The sequence below is a fragment of the Ketobacter sp. MCCC 1A13808 genome (genome assembly GCF_009746715.1).
Lineage (GTDB): Bacteria > Pseudomonadota > Gammaproteobacteria > Pseudomonadales > Ketobacteraceae > Ketobacter.
Genome location: NZ_VRKW01000003.1, coordinates 509,753 through 526,984, shown reverse-complemented (window position 1 = coordinate 526,984; position 17,232 = coordinate 509,753). Strand labels below are relative to the sequence as shown.

The 17,232-nt window shown below is 49.2% G+C and carries 14 protein-coding genes; 9 read left to right on the top strand and 5 right to left on the bottom strand.

The window, feature by feature from the left end:
* Positions 1 to 87: 87 nt before the first annotated feature.
* The 4 genes from FT643_RS09120 to FT643_RS09105 all read right to left on the bottom strand — a co-directional run bounded on the left by FT643_RS09120 (position 88) and on the right by FT643_RS09105 (position 6,803).
* Positions 88 to 1,011 carry a response regulator transcription factor gene (locus tag FT643_RS09120; protein ID WP_156871061.1) on the bottom strand — a complete coding sequence of 308 codons (924 nt, stop codon included), beginning with the start codon at positions 1,009 to 1,011 and terminating at the stop codon, positions 88 to 90.
* On the bottom strand, positions 1,008 to 4,418 hold the full coding sequence (locus FT643_RS09115; protein ID WP_156871060.1) for an ATP-binding protein: 3,411 nt from the start codon (positions 4,416 to 4,418) through the stop codon (positions 1,008 to 1,010). Before FT643_RS09115 ends, FT643_RS09120 begins: the two co-directional genes overlap by 4 nt.
* A gap of 189 nt (positions 4,419 to 4,607) precedes the next feature.
* Entirely contained in the window at positions 4,608 to 5,744 is a 1,137-nt protein-coding gene (locus FT643_RS09110) for an AAA family ATPase (protein WP_156871059.1), read from the bottom strand.
* A 12-nt stretch (positions 5,745 to 5,756) separates the two neighbouring features.
* Positions 5,757 to 6,803, bottom strand: coding sequence for an aliphatic amidase (locus FT643_RS09105; RefSeq protein WP_156871058.1), 1,047 nt, complete (start codon positions 6,801 to 6,803; stop codon positions 5,757 to 5,759).
* Between the two features lie 206 nt (positions 6,804 to 7,009).
* On the opposite strand from FT643_RS09105, the gene urtA reads away from it, so the two are divergent.
* From urtA to FT643_RS09060, 9 genes are all read left to right on the top strand, one after another.
* Entirely contained in the window at positions 7,010 to 8,248 is a 1,239-nt protein-coding gene (gene urtA / locus FT643_RS09100; protein WP_156871057.1) for an urea ABC transporter substrate-binding protein, read from the top strand.
* Between the two features lie 77 nt (positions 8,249 to 8,325).
* Positions 8,326 to 9,255, top strand: coding sequence for an urea ABC transporter permease subunit UrtB (gene urtB / locus FT643_RS09095; RefSeq protein ID WP_156871056.1), 930 nt, complete (start codon positions 8,326 to 8,328; stop codon positions 9,253 to 9,255).
* Positions 9,256 to 9,265: 10 nt separating this feature from the next.
* Positions 9,266 to 10,465 (top strand): urea ABC transporter permease subunit UrtC, encoded by a 1,200-nt coding sequence (gene urtC, locus FT643_RS09090; protein ID WP_156871055.1) that lies wholly within the window; start codon positions 9,266 to 9,268, stop codon positions 10,463 to 10,465.
* Between the two features lie 2 nt (positions 10,466 to 10,467).
* Entirely contained in the window at positions 10,468 to 11,229 is a 762-nt protein-coding gene (urtD, locus tag FT643_RS09085) for an urea ABC transporter ATP-binding protein UrtD (RefSeq protein WP_156871054.1), read from the top strand.
* Positions 11,230 to 11,263: 34 nt separating this feature from the next.
* Positions 11,264 to 11,950 carry an urea ABC transporter ATP-binding subunit UrtE gene (gene urtE, locus FT643_RS09080; protein ID WP_156871053.1) on the top strand — a complete coding sequence of 229 codons (687 nt, stop codon included), beginning with the start codon at positions 11,264 to 11,266 and terminating at the stop codon, positions 11,948 to 11,950.
* Positions 11,951 to 12,001: 51 nt separating this feature from the next.
* Positions 12,002 to 13,234 carry a formamidase gene (gene fmdA, locus FT643_RS09075; protein ID WP_156871052.1) on the top strand — a complete coding sequence of 411 codons (1,233 nt, stop codon included), beginning with the start codon at positions 12,002 to 12,004 and terminating at the stop codon, positions 13,232 to 13,234.
* Positions 13,235 to 13,245: 11 nt separating this feature from the next.
* Positions 13,246 to 13,596: an FmdB family zinc ribbon protein gene (locus FT643_RS09070; protein ID WP_156871051.1), complete on the top strand. Its 351-nt coding sequence runs from the start codon at positions 13,246 to 13,248 to the stop codon at positions 13,594 to 13,596.
* A 476-nt stretch (positions 13,597 to 14,072) separates the two neighbouring features.
* A complete protein-coding gene (locus tag FT643_RS09065; RefSeq protein WP_156871050.1) occupies positions 14,073 to 15,041 on the top strand; it encodes a DGQHR domain-containing protein in 969 nt (322 codons plus the stop codon).
* A gap of 365 nt (positions 15,042 to 15,406) precedes the next feature.
* Positions 15,407 to 16,000, top strand: a complete 594-nt coding sequence (locus tag FT643_RS09060; protein WP_156871049.1) for a hypothetical protein — start codon at positions 15,407 to 15,409, stop codon at positions 15,998 to 16,000.
* A gap of 63 nt (positions 16,001 to 16,063) precedes the next feature.
* Here the strand turns inward: FT643_RS09060 and FT643_RS09055 are convergent, their stop codons facing one another.
* The gene (locus tag FT643_RS09055; protein ID WP_198043430.1) at positions 16,064 to 17,023 is read right to left on the bottom strand and encodes an IS110 family RNA-guided transposase; all 960 of its coding nucleotides are present in this window, start codon (positions 17,021 to 17,023) and stop codon (positions 16,064 to 16,066) included.
* Between the last annotated feature and the right edge of the window lie 209 nt (positions 17,024 to 17,232).

Below are 17,232 nucleotides of genomic sequence, written 5' to 3'. Positions count from 1 at the left end.
ACGTAACCCCATTCTTTTGGTTTTCAGATTTATGCGGCCAGGATAGCGAAACAGACAGTCGAAATATTGTACGGAAGGGTTGATCGTTTAACTCAGGCGGTCATTCTGGCTTAGTAAACGGATCGCCACCGAGGCAGCGGCCGTCCGGTTTTCCACGCCCATTTTTTTGAACACCTGCTCCAAATGCTTGTTCACCGTGCGCGGACTCATCTCCAATATCTGGGCAATATCCCGGTTCGTCTTACCGTGTGCGATCCACAACAGGACTTCCGCTTCCCGGTCCGTCAGGTTAAAGGCTTTTTTCAATAAGTCTGAATCCGGAACGCCTTCCACATCGAACAACTTGAACAAATGTTCGTTATTGTTGACTTCACCCAAATACTTGCACTGCAATTTCTTTATCGGCGCATCCAGTACCAGCTTGCGACCGGTTTCCGGGGTGTGGGCAAGCCAGTTTCGCAACATCGGTGCCATCACCGAATCCAGCCAACCGGTTTCTGCCAAACCGGATTCAAACAGGGCAAAAACCTGTGGCGTACCCCACAACATACGCCCGTCGCTATCCGTGGTAAAAATATTCTGCCCGGCAGTATCCAGTGCCGCCCGTGCGCTTAAAGTCATGCGGGCATTACTCAGATGCACCCGCATACGGGCCAACAGCTCCATCGGGTTAATCGGCTTAGTGATATAATCCACACCGCCGGCCTCCAACCCCATCACAATGTGTTCCGTATCGCTTAATCCGGTCATAAAAATAATCGGAATATTTTTGGTAGTGGATTCCTGCTTCATGCGCCGACAGGTTTCAAAACCGTCCATGGTCGGCATCATGGCGTCCATCAGAATTATATCCGGCGCCATTTTTTTCGCGATATTCAGCGCCTGCTCGCCATCCAACGCAATCAAAACGGTCAGACCGGCGTCATCCAATGCCTGGCTTAACATGGAAAGGGTTTCGGCCGAATCGTCGACGACCAAAACCACATCCACATTTTTATCTGCTGAACTCATGATCCCTCCACCCTGCTTTTTGCAGCGCCCTTGGTGCCTTGCGTCACTTCAATAATCCGGTCCATCCTGACTTGCTGAATTGCCATTTCTAAATACCCAATGAAGTTCGCATCTGCAGTTTGATTCTGTTTCAGTTTCTGTAATTGCTTTTTCAATCCCTGCAAATGACCGATCTCTGCCATATCGTGCAACACACCCAGGGTTTGGGCATCCGGCAAATCCGAATGGTTGAATGTCTTGTGCGGCACCTGCAGCACGGGTTTCGGCCCTTCATCATAAAACCACTTCACATCGAGCAAGGCCGCCAATCGCTCCAACAGGTTGGTAACCCGTATCGGCTTAATCAGATAAGCATCGTGCAATACCGCGTAATCATCGCTATCCCTCTCTGCAATCGGCTGACCCTCGCTGGCATCGGCCGAAATCATGACGATCGGAACCTTAATATTCTGCGCACGCACATTCTCTACCAGCTCCCATCCGCTCATGCCGGGCATCGTCACATCCAGTAAAAAGATATCCGGTTGCCAACCCTGAATCAGACTCAAACACTCCTCAGCGCTGGCAGCCTGAGCAATTTCAAATCCAAGCGGGCCCAGAATATTCACAATCAGACTGCGTTGGTACACATCGTCGTCCACCACCAATACGCGTTTGCGCGGGCCGATATAGCCACGCACCTTTTGCTCCAAGGTGGGTTCAAAACTGGGGTTATCAATCCTCGACAACATCAACGACACGGTGAACGTGCTGCCAGTGCCCGGGTTACTACGCACGGAGATTTCGCCACCCATGATTTCGGTTAGCAAGCGGGTAATGGTCAATCCCAGGCCGGTGCCGGGAATCGGCGCGATGCCCGGCTGATAGATACGCTCGAACGGTTTGAAGATTGTCTCAATGTCAGTATCACTGATCCCGACACCGGAATCCACTACCCTAAATTCCGCTACCTGGTTGCGATAACGCACCTGCAATTCCACCGTACCCTGATGCGTGTATTTGACTGCATTCGACAGCAGATTGATCAGAATCTGCCGCAAGCGCTTTTCATCGGCAGAAACGTATTCCGGGATCGGGCCGTTTTGGGAAAACTGAAAATCAATGCCCTTGGCCTGAGCCTGGAGTTGAAACATGGTCACCAGTTGATTAATCAGTTTCGGTAGCCGAACTTCGTTGCGATGTAATTCCAATCGCCCTGCTTCAATTTTTGATATGTCCAGCAAGCCTTCAATCAGATCGGACAGATGTTCACTGCCACGCAGGATAACATTAACCGCTTCACGCTTGGATTCAGGTACTTCGGTATCGCGCTCCAGCAACTGGGCATACCCCATTACCGAATTGAGCGGTGATCGTAATTCGTGGCTGATACCGGTCAAATACCGGCTCTTGGCATTATTGGCGGCCTCGGCCAACTCCTTGGCTTTTTGTAATTGCATATCCGTTTGCTCGTGTGCCAATATTTCCTGATGCAGCAACTCCGTCTGACGTTCGGTTTCTTCGTGAGCCACCAAGCGGCTTTCATGAGCCAGCACAAATAACCATACGGCCACTCCGGCGACAATCAACAGAATAAAATATTCTTTCCAGATTAATTCACGAATCAACGCCTGCATGCCCGCATCGGGGGCAGACACTTCGAAATACACCATGGTCATAATCAATGACATAAATAATGCAGTCAGCGTCATCAGCGCGAGAAAATGCCCAAAGCGCGAGTTCAAACGAGCAATCAACGGTGACGGAAGAAAAACCCCTAAAAAACTCAAGATTTGTTCAGACAGGCGGGCATGGGGTTTACAACGATCCTGACAGCGCGCATCCAGAGTGCAACATAAAGAACAAATATAACCGCCATAGGCCGGGCATACCGCAATGTCTTCCTGTTCAAAACTGTGTTCGCAAATACAACAGGTCGCCATGTCGTTATCGGTCACGATTGTTTCCGGTTGCCGCGCGATGTAGTAGCGCCCCTGGGTTACCCAGGCGATGGTCGGGGCAATAACAAATGCGCTTACCAAAGTAATATAAGGGGCTAATGCCCGGCTCAGTTCGTTAAACACCCCCATATGCGCACTGATACCAATCAGCGAAGCCACGATCATCGAACCAAATCCCACTGGATTAATATCGTAAAGATAAGCGCGTTTGAATTCGATGCCGGGGGGGCTCAAACCCAGCGGTTTATTAATGATTAAATCCGCCACCAGCGAACCGACCCAGGCCACTGCAATAACCGCATAGACACCCAGAATTTCTTCCAATGCCCGATAGATGCCCAGCTCCATTAACAGCAACGCAATCACCACGTTAAAAATAAGCCACACGACCCGGCCGGGATGATTATGAGTTAAGCGGGAAAAGAAGTTAGACCAGGCAATGGAACCGGCATAGGCATTAGTCACGTTTATTTTTAACTGCGATAGCACCACAAAAACACCCGCCATGGCGAGCGCGAAATCGGGCGACGAGGTAAGGTAGCCGAACGCAATCCGGTACATGTGCGTTGGGTCGGAGGCATCTTGCGCCAACACACCATGGTTAAGCGCCAATACCGCTAAAAAAGAACCGGCAAAAATTTTCAGAATACCCGCGCCGATCCAGCCCGGACCGGCCGCCAGCATTGCCATCCACCAGCGCAGCGGGTGAGCGCTGTCCTTCGGCGGCAGAAATCGCAAAAAATCCACCTGCTCACCGATCTGGGCAATCAGCGAGAATATAACGGCAGAGGCAGCGCCAAATAAAAGCAGATTAAAGCTGCCGCCCGCTTCGTTATTCACACCCGCGAATTGCGACCAGTCCTCGACCGCGTTGACATCGTGAATCGCGATATAGATAAAGGGCAGTAGCTGTAAACAAATCCAAACCGGCTGTGACCACAACTGAAATCGACTGATCAGCGTGATACCGTGGGTTACCAGGGGGATAACAATCAGGGAACTGAGGATATAACCAATGGAAAGCGGAATGCCGAACAGCTGCTCCAGGGCCAGGGCCATAATCGCCGCTTCCAGTGCAAAAAAGATAAACGTAAAGGAAGCGTATATTAAAGAGGTGATGGTGGAGCCAATGTAGCCAAACCCTGCACCACGAGTGAGCAAATCTATATCGATGCCATATTTTGATGCATAGTAACTGATGGGCAGGCCGGTCACGAAAATAATGAAGCCCACTGCCATAATGGCAAACGCAGCATTAGTGAAACCGTAGTTAAGCGTGATAGCGCCGCCAATCGCTTCTAACGCCAAAAACGAAATGGCGCCGAGTGCGGTGTTACTGACGCGCGCAGACGACCAGCGCCGGGCCTTTTTAGCCGTAAAGCGCAGGGCATAATCTTCCAGGGTCTCGTTGGCTACCCATTGATTGTAGTTACGCCGAACACGAAAAATTCTCTGCCTAGCTGCCATATCACCGCTTCTCGAAGCCTAAAGCAACCTGCCTCCTTGCTGACTACCAGGCTCCACTCTTCAGGTTCACTTCTTAATACACTGTGGGGGCAAAATCGGCTTTCAGAGAATCCCTCAGCTAAAAAAGGTTAAACCTTGGAAGAGCAATTTGCGTACCAAACAAAAGCGATTAAGGACGCGGCTTGTTATCTACTCCTTGGCTGGCTTCAGATCAAATTCGATTTTACCGTCGACATTACGACCGTGCAGGGTGATTCCCGCCACTCTGCTCGCGCCAGCCTCACTCCCTTTATCGGCCTGCAACCGGTCCGCTGACAACAAGGCTTCGGCTAAGGGCACCATCAATAAATCCCGCACTTTTCGTTTAATTGAACGTGCCCCGAACAAGGGATCAAAGCCCTGGTCACGTAAATAATCCAGCGCTGACGGGTGCAGCTCAACCTGCACGCCTTGGCGTCGCAAGCGCTGGTTCAGTTGTCGCAGTTCCAACTCCACAATCGCGGTGAGGTGAGCGCTGGTAAGCGGTTCGAACAATTCAATGCGGTCAATGCGATTAATAAATTCGGGATCAAAATGGGAATGCATCGCCTCTTCAATCACGGTGGCACGGCTACGCTGGCGTCCAGTCAACCGGCTTTGCAGACTGGGCAACCACTGCTGCCATTGCCGTATACCACGGCTCCCGGAATGCCGCGCCGTTTGCGCCCACTGCTTCGAGCCAATATTACTGGTCATAAAAACCAGGCTATTGCAAAAAGACAGCTCGCGAGTTCCGGATGCCAGGCGCAGTTTTCCGCTATCAAACACATTCATTAGACTGCGCACCACCGCGGTGTCCGCTTTTTCAATTTCATCAAACAGCACAACACCGGGCCGGCTGCTGCTGCCGGTGATGGCGTCCTCGTTCAATAAAGTCAGGTTTTCCTTACTGCCCACATAGCCGGGCGGTGCTCCGGTGATGGCTGCGCTGTAATGACTTTGCGACAGCGTGTTCATATCGATGCGACAGAATCCCGGATTATTATCGCCGTGTATACAGCGCGCCAGTGTACGCACCAGCTCCGTTTTCCCCACCCCGGTGTCACCAATGAACAACAAAACACACAACGGGCGCTGGCTGTCATGCAAGCCAGCCTTGATCACTTTCAACTGCTGGCACAATGCATCAATAACCGCCTGCTGGCCAACAATGTGTTTTTCCAGTTCGATGCGGATTTGCTCCGGATCAAAAGCAAAACGGGAGCGCAGCCCGGACAAGGATGCCACTTCCCTGGCAAGCTGGTTAGACTGGCTATTGTCGGCCAACACATCGTTTATATACGGCATACGCAGCGCCTATTATTCACCGGCGGCCTTTTCCACTTCCGGCACCGGTAAATTACCCACCGGACATCCGGCAACCCCCACCGTATCCCGTGTCATGGCTTCCACATCCTGTTGAGCCTTCTCGGCATCCATAACCCAGGTGCGATAAAATTCGAACGGGCAATCCGCCACGCCTTTATCACCGTCTCCGGAGTTGTGTACGCCGGTATAACCCCGGTGCAATAATTTAAACAGATGATTTTGCGACTGGTCGTTGGCGCGGGCATCCCGAATTTGAGACACCGAAAGCTGGGCATACTGAATGCCCATATCTTCCTCACCGCATTCGCCCAATGTGCGCCCATCAAAGCCGACGATAGCCGAATGCCCGAAATACGAATACACACCGTCAAAGCCCGATGCATTCGCCACGGCCACATAACAGTTATTCGCCCAGGCCATGGTCTTGGCCATCATCACCTGCTGCTCCTTGGCCGGATACATATAACCCTGACACCGTACAATCAACTCCGCACCGCGCATCGCGCAGTCGCGCCAGATCTCCGGATAGTTGCCGTCATCACAAATAATCAGGCTGATCTTCATGCCTTTCGGACCTTCGGTAACATAGGTTCTGTCACCGGGATACCAGCCCTCAATAGGACACCAGGGTATACATTTTCTGTATTTCTGCACGATCTCCCCCTGATTATTGATCAACACCAACGTGTTATAGGGGGACTTATGGGGGTGCTCTTCATGTTGCTCACCGGTGAGTGAAAATACACCCCAGGTATTGGCCTTACGACAGGCAGCAGAAAATATTTCTGTCTCTTCGCCGGGCACGGTAGCGGCCGTCGCCATCATCTCGTCGGTATCGTACATAATGCCCATGGTGCTGTATTCCGGGAAAACAATCAGATCCAGTCCCGGCAACCCCTGCTTGATGCCGACGATCATATCCGCGATCTGGCGGGCGTTATCCAACACCTCAGCCTTGGTGTGCAAACGCGGCATCTTATAGTTCACTACGGCTACACCTACGGTATCCGCGCTACTGGAAATATCGCCGTGTCTCATGGTCTTTGCTCCATCGGTTAATGCATCAGACTGCAGACACTAGCCCAGCCGAATTTAATACAGTATGCGTCAAATGACGTAGTACCCTGAGTCATTCGCCCGATTGGCCCCTTAAGCTGCCCGCGTAATACTGACTGCCATGACACGATGCGTTTGTCTTTGCATTCGAGTGTCAGATTTGGGTCGTTATTAAAAGAGGTCGAACCATGCTGTCCAACTTACTCAACAAAAAACTGCTTAGCTCGAAAATTGCGACAGCCCTAGCGCTGTCAACTTCCATTCTGCTCTCCCCTGCGCTACAGGCTGATGAAGCCAACTCTACCGGTCTTGCGGTGACAGACAAAACCGTCAAGGTCGGCATCCTGCATTCCGTTACCGGCACCATGGCGATCAGTGAAACCGGGTCCGTTCAGGCAGAAAAGCTCGCCATAGATCAGATCAACGAAATGGGGGGCGTATTGGGGCGTAAAATCGAATACATCCAGGAAGACGGCGCCAGTGACTGGCCGACATTTGCGGAGAAATCCAAAAAGTTATTGGTAAGTGACAAGGTCGCCGCCGTATTCGGATGCTGGACCTCCGCTTCACGCAAAGCGGTTTTGCCGGTGTTTGAACAATATAACGGAATGCTTTACTACCCGACTTTTTATGAAGGGCTGGAAGAGTCACCCAATGTTATTTATACCGGACAGGAAGCAACGCAACAAATCCTGGAAGGCATTGACTGGGCATCCAAAACCAAAGGGGCGAAAAAATTCTTCTTACTGGGTTCAGATTACATCTGGCCACGCACCTCCAACAAAATCGCGCGCAAACACATCGACAAACTGGGCCTGAAAGTCGTGGGTGAAGAGTACTATCCCCTGGGCCACACGCAGTTCAACTCCGTGATCAACAAAATCAAGCTGAAAAAACCGGATGTGGTCTTCATCTCGGTTGTGGGCGGTTCCAACGTCGCATTTTACAAGCAGCTTAAAGCGGCCGGTATTGATATGTCCAAGGAGAAACCACTGTTCCTGACCATCTCGGTAACGGAAGATGAAATCCTGGGCATCGGCGGTGAAAACATCGAAGGTATTTATGCTTCCATGAAGTATTTCCAAAGCTTGCCTAACGACAACAACAAAGCATTCGTTGAAGCCTTCAAAGCCAAATACGGTAAAGACATCGTTATTGGTGACGTAACCCAGGCTGCCTATCTTGGCCCCTGGTTATGGAAAGCCGCTGTTGAAAAGGCCGGTTCCTTCGATATAGATAAAGTACGCGAAGCCTCACCGGGCATCGAATTGACCACCGCTCCCGAAGGTTATGTCCGCGTTCACAAAAACCATCACCTCTGGTCCAAAACCCGCATCGGTGTTGCCGAGCCAGACGGCCAATACAAAGTGGTTTATGAAAGTAAGGAACTGATCGAACCCGATCCATTCCCTAAAGGTTACCAATAAGGCAATCAGCGGTGGTGCGGCAACGCACCACCCGTTTCTCTCCACCCGATTTAAATACGTAGTTCCCGGAGGCCAATATGTTTGCCGACTATACCGCAGCGGAATTGACATCGATCTTTGCCATGCAGGGTTTCGCTGGTTTAACGTTGTTTTCTGTTTTTGTTTTAATGGCGCTGGGTCTGGCCATTATTTTCGGACAGATGGAGGTGATCAATATGGCGCACGGAGAATTCATGATTCTCGGCGCCTACACAACCTATCTGACGTCCACCCTATTTTCTGAATACATTCCAAGTTTGTTCTCGATGTATTTTTTTCTCGCCATGATATTAGCGTTCCTGGTGACGTTTGCCCTCGGAGCGTTAGTGGAATGGGCGATGATACGACATTTATACAAACGCCCGCTGGACACATTACTGGCCACCTGGGGTTTAAGTCTGATTCTGCAACAACTCTACCGCACTGTTTTCGGGGCGCGCGAAGTGGGAGTCACCCTGCCTGACTGGGTAATGGGTTCTTATCCCCTAACCGACACCATCGAAATTCCCATCAACGGTATTTTCGTAATGGCCATCACCATCATGATTTCCGTGGGTGTGTATTTAATGATGTTCAAATCCCGCTGGGGTTGCCAGGTTCGCGCCGTGGTTCAAAATCGTGAAATGGCCGGAGCAGTGGGCATCAATACTGAAAAAGTGGATCGCATCACCTTCGCTTTAGGCTGCGGTATTGCCGGGGTTGCGGGCAGCGCTTTCACCATGATCGGTTCGACCGGCCCCACTTCCGGACAGCTCTACATCGTAGATACGTTCCTGGTGGTGGTATTCGGTGGTGCACAAAGTCTGCTGGGCACCATTGCCTCGGCATTCACCATATCTCAGGCACAGTCCACCATGGAATTCTTCTTAAGCGGCTCCATGGCCAAAGTGCTTACCTTGTTGTTTGTTGTCGGCATTCTGATGATTCGCCCGCAAGGACTATTCGCTTTGAAAATCCGGGTTAAGTAAGGGGTACCGTATGTCTCAGGGATTTCGTTCGTATTTACCAAAATCCGATGCCTTAAACATGGCACTGCTGGCGCTGTTACTGGTCATCATCCTACCCATGTCGATGGACATTTTTCGCCTTAACCTGGTCGGCAAATATCTGACTTACGCGTTCGTCGCGCTGGGCCTGGTATTGTGCTGGGGCTATGGCGGCATTCTTAGTCTTGGCCAGGGTGTGTTCTTTGGTCTGGGCGGATATTGCATGGCCATGTTTCTGAAACTGGAAGCGTCTTCACCGGAAAATACCGCCATACAATCCACACCGGGGATTCCCGATTTTATGGACTGGAACCAACTCACGGCATTACCGTGGTTTTGGGAACCGTTCCACAATTTTAGTTTCACCCTGATTGCCGTGATTATGGTACCGGTGATATTCGCATTCATCATCAGTGTCGCCATGTTCAAGCGCCGGGTAGGCGGTGTTTACTTCGCTATTATTACTCAGGCCGTTGCCGCGATCCTGACCATTTTGATCATCGGTCAGCAAGGCTACACCGGCGGCGTTAACGGCATTACCGATCTTCGCACGCTCAAGGGTTGGGATATCCGTACAGACGAGGCCAAATACATTCTGTATTTCGTCTGTGTGGGATTCCTGTTTGCCAGTCTCTTCCTGGCGCAGTTTATTCGCAAGAGTAAGCTGGGAAGATTACTGGTTGCGATGCGGGACAAAGAAGACCGGGTGCGTTTCTCCGGATACGACGTCTCGAACTTCAAAATCTTTGTGTTCTGTGCTGCCGCTGCATTCTCTGCCATCGGCGGTGCCATGTTCACGCTGCAAGTGGGCTTTATGTCGCCTACCTTCGTCGGCATTGTTCCCTCCATCGAAATGGTGATCTTCTGCGCTGTTGGCGGACGCCTTTCCATCCTGGGCGCGGTGTACGGCACGCTCATCGTGAACTGGGCAAAAACCTCGTTCTCGGAAAGCTTTCCTGAACTCTGGTTGTTCGCCATGGGTGCACTGTTTATCGGTGTGGTAATGGCGTTCCCCGATGGTCTGGCCGGCGTCTACAGCAGCAAAATAGAACCCCGTTTAAAAGCGCTTTTAGCAAGCTTCCGGTCTGCAAAACCGCAACCACCTGCTCAATCCACCCCGCCAGCCGCCCCCAAAGCACCGGTTTCGCCAAAGCCTTTGGAAACGCTGGAAACTCTGGAATCCGGGAGCTGAACATGACTACACCCAACACAGCCACTAACACCGATTTCGTACTCGCGGTAGAAGGATTAACGGTCTCGTTCGATGGCTTCAAAGCCGTAAACGACCTCTCTTTTTATGTCGATGAAAATGAAATCCGCGTCATTATCGGCCCCAACGGGGCCGGTAAAACCACGGTGCTGGATCTGATCTGTGGCCGCACCAAAGCAACCGAAGGGTCTATCAAGTTCCGCAACAAAGAACTCACCAAAATGAAAGAACACCAGATCGTTCATGCCGGTGTGGGCAGAAAGTTTCAGAATCCTTCTATCTATGACGATCTGACCGTGTTTGAAAATCTGGAAATTTCTTTCCCGCGCGGACGCAATGTTTGGGGGGCACTGACTTTCAAACGCACGGCCGAAGTGATCAACAAGGTGGAAGAAATCGCCGATATGATCTTTCTGAAGGATCAACTGAACAAGCAAGCCGCCCTGCTCAGCCACGGCCAAAAGCAATGGCTGGAAATCGGCATGCTGCTGATTCAGGACCCCGAACTGTTAATGCTGGACGAACCGGTCGCCGGAATGTCGGTTGCGGAACGCAAACAAACCGCAGAACTGCTCAACAAAATCACCAAGAACCGATCGGTAATTGTCATTGAGCACGACATGCAGTTTGTAGCGGACATTGCCAACCGCGTGACCGTATTGCATCAGGGCAAAGTGTTATCAGAAGGCACTATGGATCGCGTGCAAAACGATCCTAAGGTCAAAGAAGTCTATCTAGGGCACTAATCTGTTAGTCATTAGGGTCTGAGGAGTTACCACCATGTTAAACGTATCGGATTACAGCGTGGCCTACGGGCAAAGTGAAGTCATCCACAATCTGAATTTTGAAGTCAAGCCCAACGAAATCGTCGCCATTATGGGCCGCAACGGGATGGGCAAAACCACGCTGATGAAATCCCTGATCGGTGTTCTGCCCTCCAGCGGCAACGTCAAACTGGGCAACGTCGACGTCGGCTCAATGAAAAGTCATCAGCGGGTCGCCAACGGTATGAGTTTTGTACCCCAGGGCAGGATGATTTTTTCCACCATGACGGTGAAAGAAAACATTGAAACCGGATTGACCTCCACCAAACAAAAGAATGTGCCACAGGATCTGTACGACATGTTCCCGGTGTTACTGGAAATGAAATCACGCCGTGGCGGCAACCTGTCCGGCGGGCAACAGCAACAACTGGCCATCGCCCGCGCCTTGGCCAGCAAACCCAAGTTACTGCTGCTGGATGAACCCACCGAAGGTATTCAGCCTTCCATCATCAAAGAAATGGCCAGAACCCTACGCCGTATACGCGATGAAAGAGGCTTATCTATTGTGGTTTCAGAACAGGTACTCAGTTTTGCACTGGATATTGCAGACCGCATTCTGGTGATTGAAAAGGGCGAGATAGTCGCGGAAGAAACCCGCGAAAACGTAAACGAAGAAAAGATCGCTGCTTATCTGGCTGTGTAACCCAACACACCGAAACAGCGCATTTAACCAACCAGCTGGAGGCATCTAAAAATGGCTGACACGATTATTAAAATAGATCTCAACAAATCTCCTTATGACCAGGACGATATTCACAATCGCTGGCATCCGGATATTCCCATGGTTGCCATGGTCAAACCCGGTGATGATTTTATTGTGGAGTGTTATGACTGGACGGGGGGACAGATAAAAAATGACGATGACGCATCCGATGTGCGTGATGTCGATCTGTCGCAGGTGCACTTTCTTTCCGGCCCGATTGGTGTCGAAGGCGCGGAGCCCGGTGACTTGCTGGTAGTTGATATTCTCGACATTGGCGCATTCAAAGAAAGCCAATGGGGCTTCAACGGCTTCTTCTCCAAACAGAATGGCGGCGGCTTCCTAACAGAGCATTTCCCGGAAGCGCAAAAGTCCATCTGGGATTTTAACGGCATGTTCACCAGCTCACGCCACATTCCCGGTGTAGAATTTGCGGGTTTGATTCACCCCGGACTGATCGGATGCCTGCCCTCCAAAGAAATGCTGAAGGAATGGAACACCCGTGAGAAAGAACTCTATGACACTGAACCGGATCGTGTACCGGGCTTAGCCAACCTGCCCTACGCAGAAACCGCACACATGGGCAAGCTGAAAGGCGAAGAGAAAAAATCAGCCGCAGCCGAAGGCGCCCGCACCGTTCCACCACGTGAACACGGCGGCAACTGCGACATCAAAGACCTATCGCGCGGTTCCAAAGTGTATTTCCCGGTGTATGTAAAAGACGGTGGCCTATCCGTGGGTGACTTGCACTTCAGCCAGGGCGACGGCGAAATCACCTTCTGCGGCGCTATTGAAATGGCCGGCTGGATTCACATGCGCGTCAACCTGATCAAAGACGGCATGGCAAAATACGCCATTAAAAACCCCATCTTCAAACCCAGCCCGATCACACCGAAATACGACGACTACCTTATCTTTGAGGGCATCTCGGTAGACGAGCAAGGCAAACAGCACTACCTGGATGTGCACATCGCCTATCGGCAGGCCTGTTTAAACGCCATTGAGTATCTGAAGAAATTCGGTTACACCGGCGCTCAAGCCTATGCAATACTGGGAACCGCTCCGGTGCAGGGTCATATCAGTGGCGTGGTAGACGTTCCGAACGCTTGCGCTACACTATGGCTGCCCACCGACATCTTTGAATTCGACATGCAACCCAATGCCGATGGCCCGACCAAATATCTGGACGGATCGATTGACGTTCCGCTCGCACCGGATAAAAAGTAAGGAGAAAGCCCATGCCTGTATATGATTACAAATGTAAGGATCACGGCGTGTTCTTTGAACTGGCCACCCTGGACGAACACGACAAACCCTGTGCCTGCCCGCAATGCGGATTGCCTTCGGCCCGGGTCATCATGATCGCACCGGAAATCCTGGCCATGGCACCGGAGCGCCGCAAGGCGTTCCAAACCAACGAAAAAGCGCAACACGAACCGATTGTTTCAACCAACAAAACCCGATCGGTATCAAAAGCCGATGGGGGCTGTGGTTGCAGTGATCATAAGAAAAAGAATTCAAAACTGATGTATACAGCGCAGGGGGATAAGTTTTTTCCTTCCATGCGACCGTGGATGATTAGCCACTAGGACCGTGGTGCTCGCAATAGTTTTATAAGTGTACAAGGGCAAACTGCAATCTTTTCGCGAACTCGGGGTTGTAGTTTGTCTGTTTTATCTGAGTTTCCCCTCTCCCCTCCCCCAACTCCTATCTGCTTTACACTCTGAATCGTATATAGCTGAGTAGTCGGTACATTTTTTACTTTTATGACTATTATGGGTTTTCAACTATATTTAATGTGGCTATTATTTAGTGCGCTGAGTGTGTGTTGTCCAGCCGTTTTCTGCTGATAAGGGATCACGGTGGTTTATTGAATCACTAGTTTTAAATTCGAAATGGATAGGTGAATCTAGGCTGTATTTCTTTGCGGCTTTGGGCTGTGTTGGATTGCAGACTGGGATTTTTTATCTGGGTATTTTACCGGATATATGGAATTTGGTGGTTGAATAGGGATGTTAAATGCCGGAAACGCCTCGTGCAAATAATCGGAAAATAGAGAGTTATTATGACAGAGAAAAAACATAGATATTCTATTAGCCAAGTGACTCAAGGGCGTCATAAGTTTTATACGTGTACTATTCCTAGCGATGTATTGGCAAGATGTTGCTTCGTAACTACTAGAGATGATGACCCTGTAAAGGGGTTTCAACGAGTCTTGGATAAAAAGCGAGCACAAGAAATTGCTAAGTATATTGACTCTGGGCTTGGAACAATTCCTAGCGCAATAATATTATCTGCACAAGACGAAGCTGATCTAAGGATTATCGGAAAGGGAAAAACGGTAGAGTTCAACGACACCCCGAAGGCTTTCCTAATTCTAGATGGTCAGCACAGGGTTTATGGATTTTCTATTGCAGAATCAAGCCTTCGAATCCCTGTGGTTATATACAATGAGCTTACTCGTCGAGACGAGTCGAGATTATTCATTGATATAAATTCAAAACAGCGAGGAGTTCCAAATGAGCTGCTTCTGGATATAAAAAAGCTAGCTGAGTATGAAAATGATGAAGAGAACCTTCTTCGAGAAGTATTTGATTTATTTAACAATGATGCGGATAGCGTTTTCCTAAATAAGTTTTCTGCTGCATCTAGAGCCAAGAAGAAAATAACTCGAGTGACATTTAATAATTCTATAAAACCCTTGTTTGGACTTTTTAGAGAAAAGGATGCGGAAGAAATATATTCGATATTGAACAGCTATTTCTCTGCTATGAAATCTGGTTTTGAAGAAATCGGGTGTGAAGATACATTGCTAGGTTCCGTTGTTTTTCGCGCCGTTTCAAGCTTCTTTCCAATATCGGCGTCAAAGTTAAAAGATAAATACGGTGCCGATTACACAGTGGATAATTTTTATGCTGTTATGGAGGGCATGTTTTCAAGGATAAAACCAGCGAAGCTTAATAACCCTGGAACTTCCTATAAAGCAATATCTGATTACCTGGAAAACAACATTAAATCTGAATTTACGCTGTAATGAAGCACTATGAGATGCTAAGGCCGCTACTGCTCCAAGGTCTACTAGAAAACGAGATTTCTGATCATTGTGTGGAGTTCAAAAAGTGGGTCTCTTCTGGAAACTATATTGTTCGAGATGTACCGACGAATAAGTCTATAGTAATCGAAGTCAACAATGAGTTTTCGTTTCATAATATGATGGCATTCGATATATGTAGAATGGCTGCCGCATCGTTTGAGACAATGCAGCACATACAGAAGAGTTCGACGTTACCTAAATCTTTCGGGTGGATTGCGATTAAATCATATTATGCGGCTTTTTTTTCAGCACATTCGATAATGCGCTGTTTTGGCTATTCCTGTAGTCAGCTCGAAAGAGGCCACGTGACACAGCTTAATTCCTTTGGGCAAGCGATTGGACTGAGTAACCTAATTAAACCAGAGGCCGGTTATTTTTCTGGTACGTATGATCAGAGTAATAGAATTTTAAAGCTTAAAAAAATGAACAACACACACGAGGACACGTGGCGAACACTTATAGATTGCTTAAATGAAGTGAGCAAAAATATTCTGAACGTGACTGGATTGAATTCTAGAAAGCAGCAGGTATCAGCAAAAATAAGTGATTTAATCGATATTATTACGGATAACGGTAGACTGACTAATGGCAGCTACCTTTCACATTTTAGAAATTCGGTTAACTATCGCCAGGAGCACGATTCTTGGTATCCATATGGTAAATGTTCCATAAAAGCTGAGAAAATCGTTTCTATGATGACTAAGTGGAATGCACAAGAAGATCTTTCCTTTCATATTTGGAAAGAATCTCGAGAGACTTATAATTTTTTTTCTGCCTGCCGAGATATAGTGAATTTAAATTTTGTACTCATTCAGGTTTTAAGTTCTGAATCTACAAATGTAAGGAATTTGTACAAGAGATGGCCAGAAAAATTAACAATGCTATGTTCTGCTGCATAAAAGCATTTAACAAGCGACTGTGATACCAAGTCAACCTATTGCACATAAAAATTACCTCTGTTTTCAGGCTTGTTGCCATGCTTTTCCGTCGCGCACCATCGCATTTAAAATAGTCATTAGTTTTCGCATACAAGCAGTTAATGCGACCTTCTTATGCTTGCCCTGTTCAACAAGTCGAACGTAGAAAGATTTCATAACTGGGTTGTGTTGTATTGCACACATCATGGCCATATAGAGCATCGTTCTGATGGGTGCTCGTCCGCCTTTGATGCGACGTTTCCCTCTCATGTTTCCACTGTCGTGGTTGTAGGGAGCTAGACCGGTTAAAGCTGCAACCTGACGTGAAGTGAGCGACCCGAGCTCTGGCAGTTCTCCAAGCAGTGTGAAAGCAACACCATCGCCGACCCCAGGCACAGAGGTAAGCAGATCATAGGTGGTTTTCCATTCTGCTATTGCGGAGACGCATTTCTCTAATCGAGCATTAACCCACTCTATCTCCTTGTCTAAGATCCTAATGAGTCTTCGGTGGGAAGAGGCTATTACCTTTTCAGCTTTCTGGGCGCGATTCAGTTCCTGGGTTCTGCTCTCTGTCAATTGGCGTTTGCGTGCCAATAAGTCTCTGATATGGCGTATTTTTATGCTTTGAATTGGGCGGACCTGCGGCTTCATAGTCGCGCCGAACTGAGCAAGCATACGAGCGTCGATTTTATCGGTTTTAGCTAGTACACCCTGAGCCTTGGCAAACTGCCTGGCTTGGACCGGTTGAACTACGACAACCGGTAGTCCTTTAGAGGCCAGTAGCTCAACAAGCTTACGTTCATAGCCACCGGTTGCTTCTACAATAATGCGGCTAAGTTTGTACCGGGCCAGCCTGGAAACCAAGGGCTTGATACCCGCTTCTGAGTTGTCTGATTGCCAGTGAATATCAGACTCCAGGACGTGGATATCCAACGTAGTCTTACTGATATCAATACCTACATGACGACCGTTACGATGTATGTTGGGCTTGGACATTGTGTTCATAACTCACCCTTGCTACATTCGAGCTCGAGGCTCCTTCGACTGTTCGAGTTAAAATTGGAGTCAGCATGGCGCCCACGCTTGTTAACGGGCTCGATAAATCGGCGCCTGTGCTGCACCGGGCTACCATGCTGAAAACCTGCGGCAACAGGTTTGAGCCTCACTTTATCGCTATTGTGACCGGGTGGGAAATTGGAGCTTTTTGAACCATA

Bases quoted from the DNA above. Each gene is read 5' to 3' on its own strand.
- FT643_RS09120 (WP_156871061.1), bottom strand. From the start codon at position 1,011: ATGAGTTCAGCAGATAAAAATGTGGATGTGGTTTTGGTCGTCGACGAT.
- FT643_RS09115 (WP_156871060.1), bottom strand. From the start codon at position 4,418: ATGGCAGCTAGGCAGAGAATTTTTCGTGTTCGGCGTAACTACAATCAA.
- FT643_RS09110 (WP_156871059.1), bottom strand. From the start codon at position 5,744: ATGCCGTATATAAACGATGTGTTGGCCGACAATAGCCAGTCTAACCAG.
- FT643_RS09105 (WP_156871058.1), bottom strand. From the start codon at position 6,803: ATGAGACACGGCGATATTTCCAGTAGCGCGGATACCGTAGGTGTAGCC.
- urtA (WP_156871057.1), top strand. From the start codon at position 7,010: ATGCTGTCCAACTTACTCAACAAAAAACTGCTTAGCTCGAAAATTGCG.
- urtB (WP_156871056.1), top strand. From the start codon at position 8,326: ATGTTTGCCGACTATACCGCAGCGGAATTGACATCGATCTTTGCCATG.
- urtC (WP_156871055.1), top strand. From the start codon at position 9,266: ATGTCTCAGGGATTTCGTTCGTATTTACCAAAATCCGATGCCTTAAAC.
- urtD (WP_156871054.1), top strand. From the start codon at position 10,468: ATGACTACACCCAACACAGCCACTAACACCGATTTCGTACTCGCGGTA.
- urtE (WP_156871053.1), top strand. From the start codon at position 11,264: ATGTTAAACGTATCGGATTACAGCGTGGCCTACGGGCAAAGTGAAGTC.
- fmdA (WP_156871052.1), top strand. From the start codon at position 12,002: ATGGCTGACACGATTATTAAAATAGATCTCAACAAATCTCCTTATGAC.
- FT643_RS09070 (WP_156871051.1), top strand. From the start codon at position 13,246: ATGCCTGTATATGATTACAAATGTAAGGATCACGGCGTGTTCTTTGAA.
- FT643_RS09065 (WP_156871050.1), top strand. From the start codon at position 14,073: ATGACAGAGAAAAAACATAGATATTCTATTAGCCAAGTGACTCAAGGG.
- FT643_RS09055 (WP_198043430.1), bottom strand. From the start codon at position 17,023: ATGAACACAATGTCCAAGCCCAACATACATCGTAACGGTCGTCATGTA.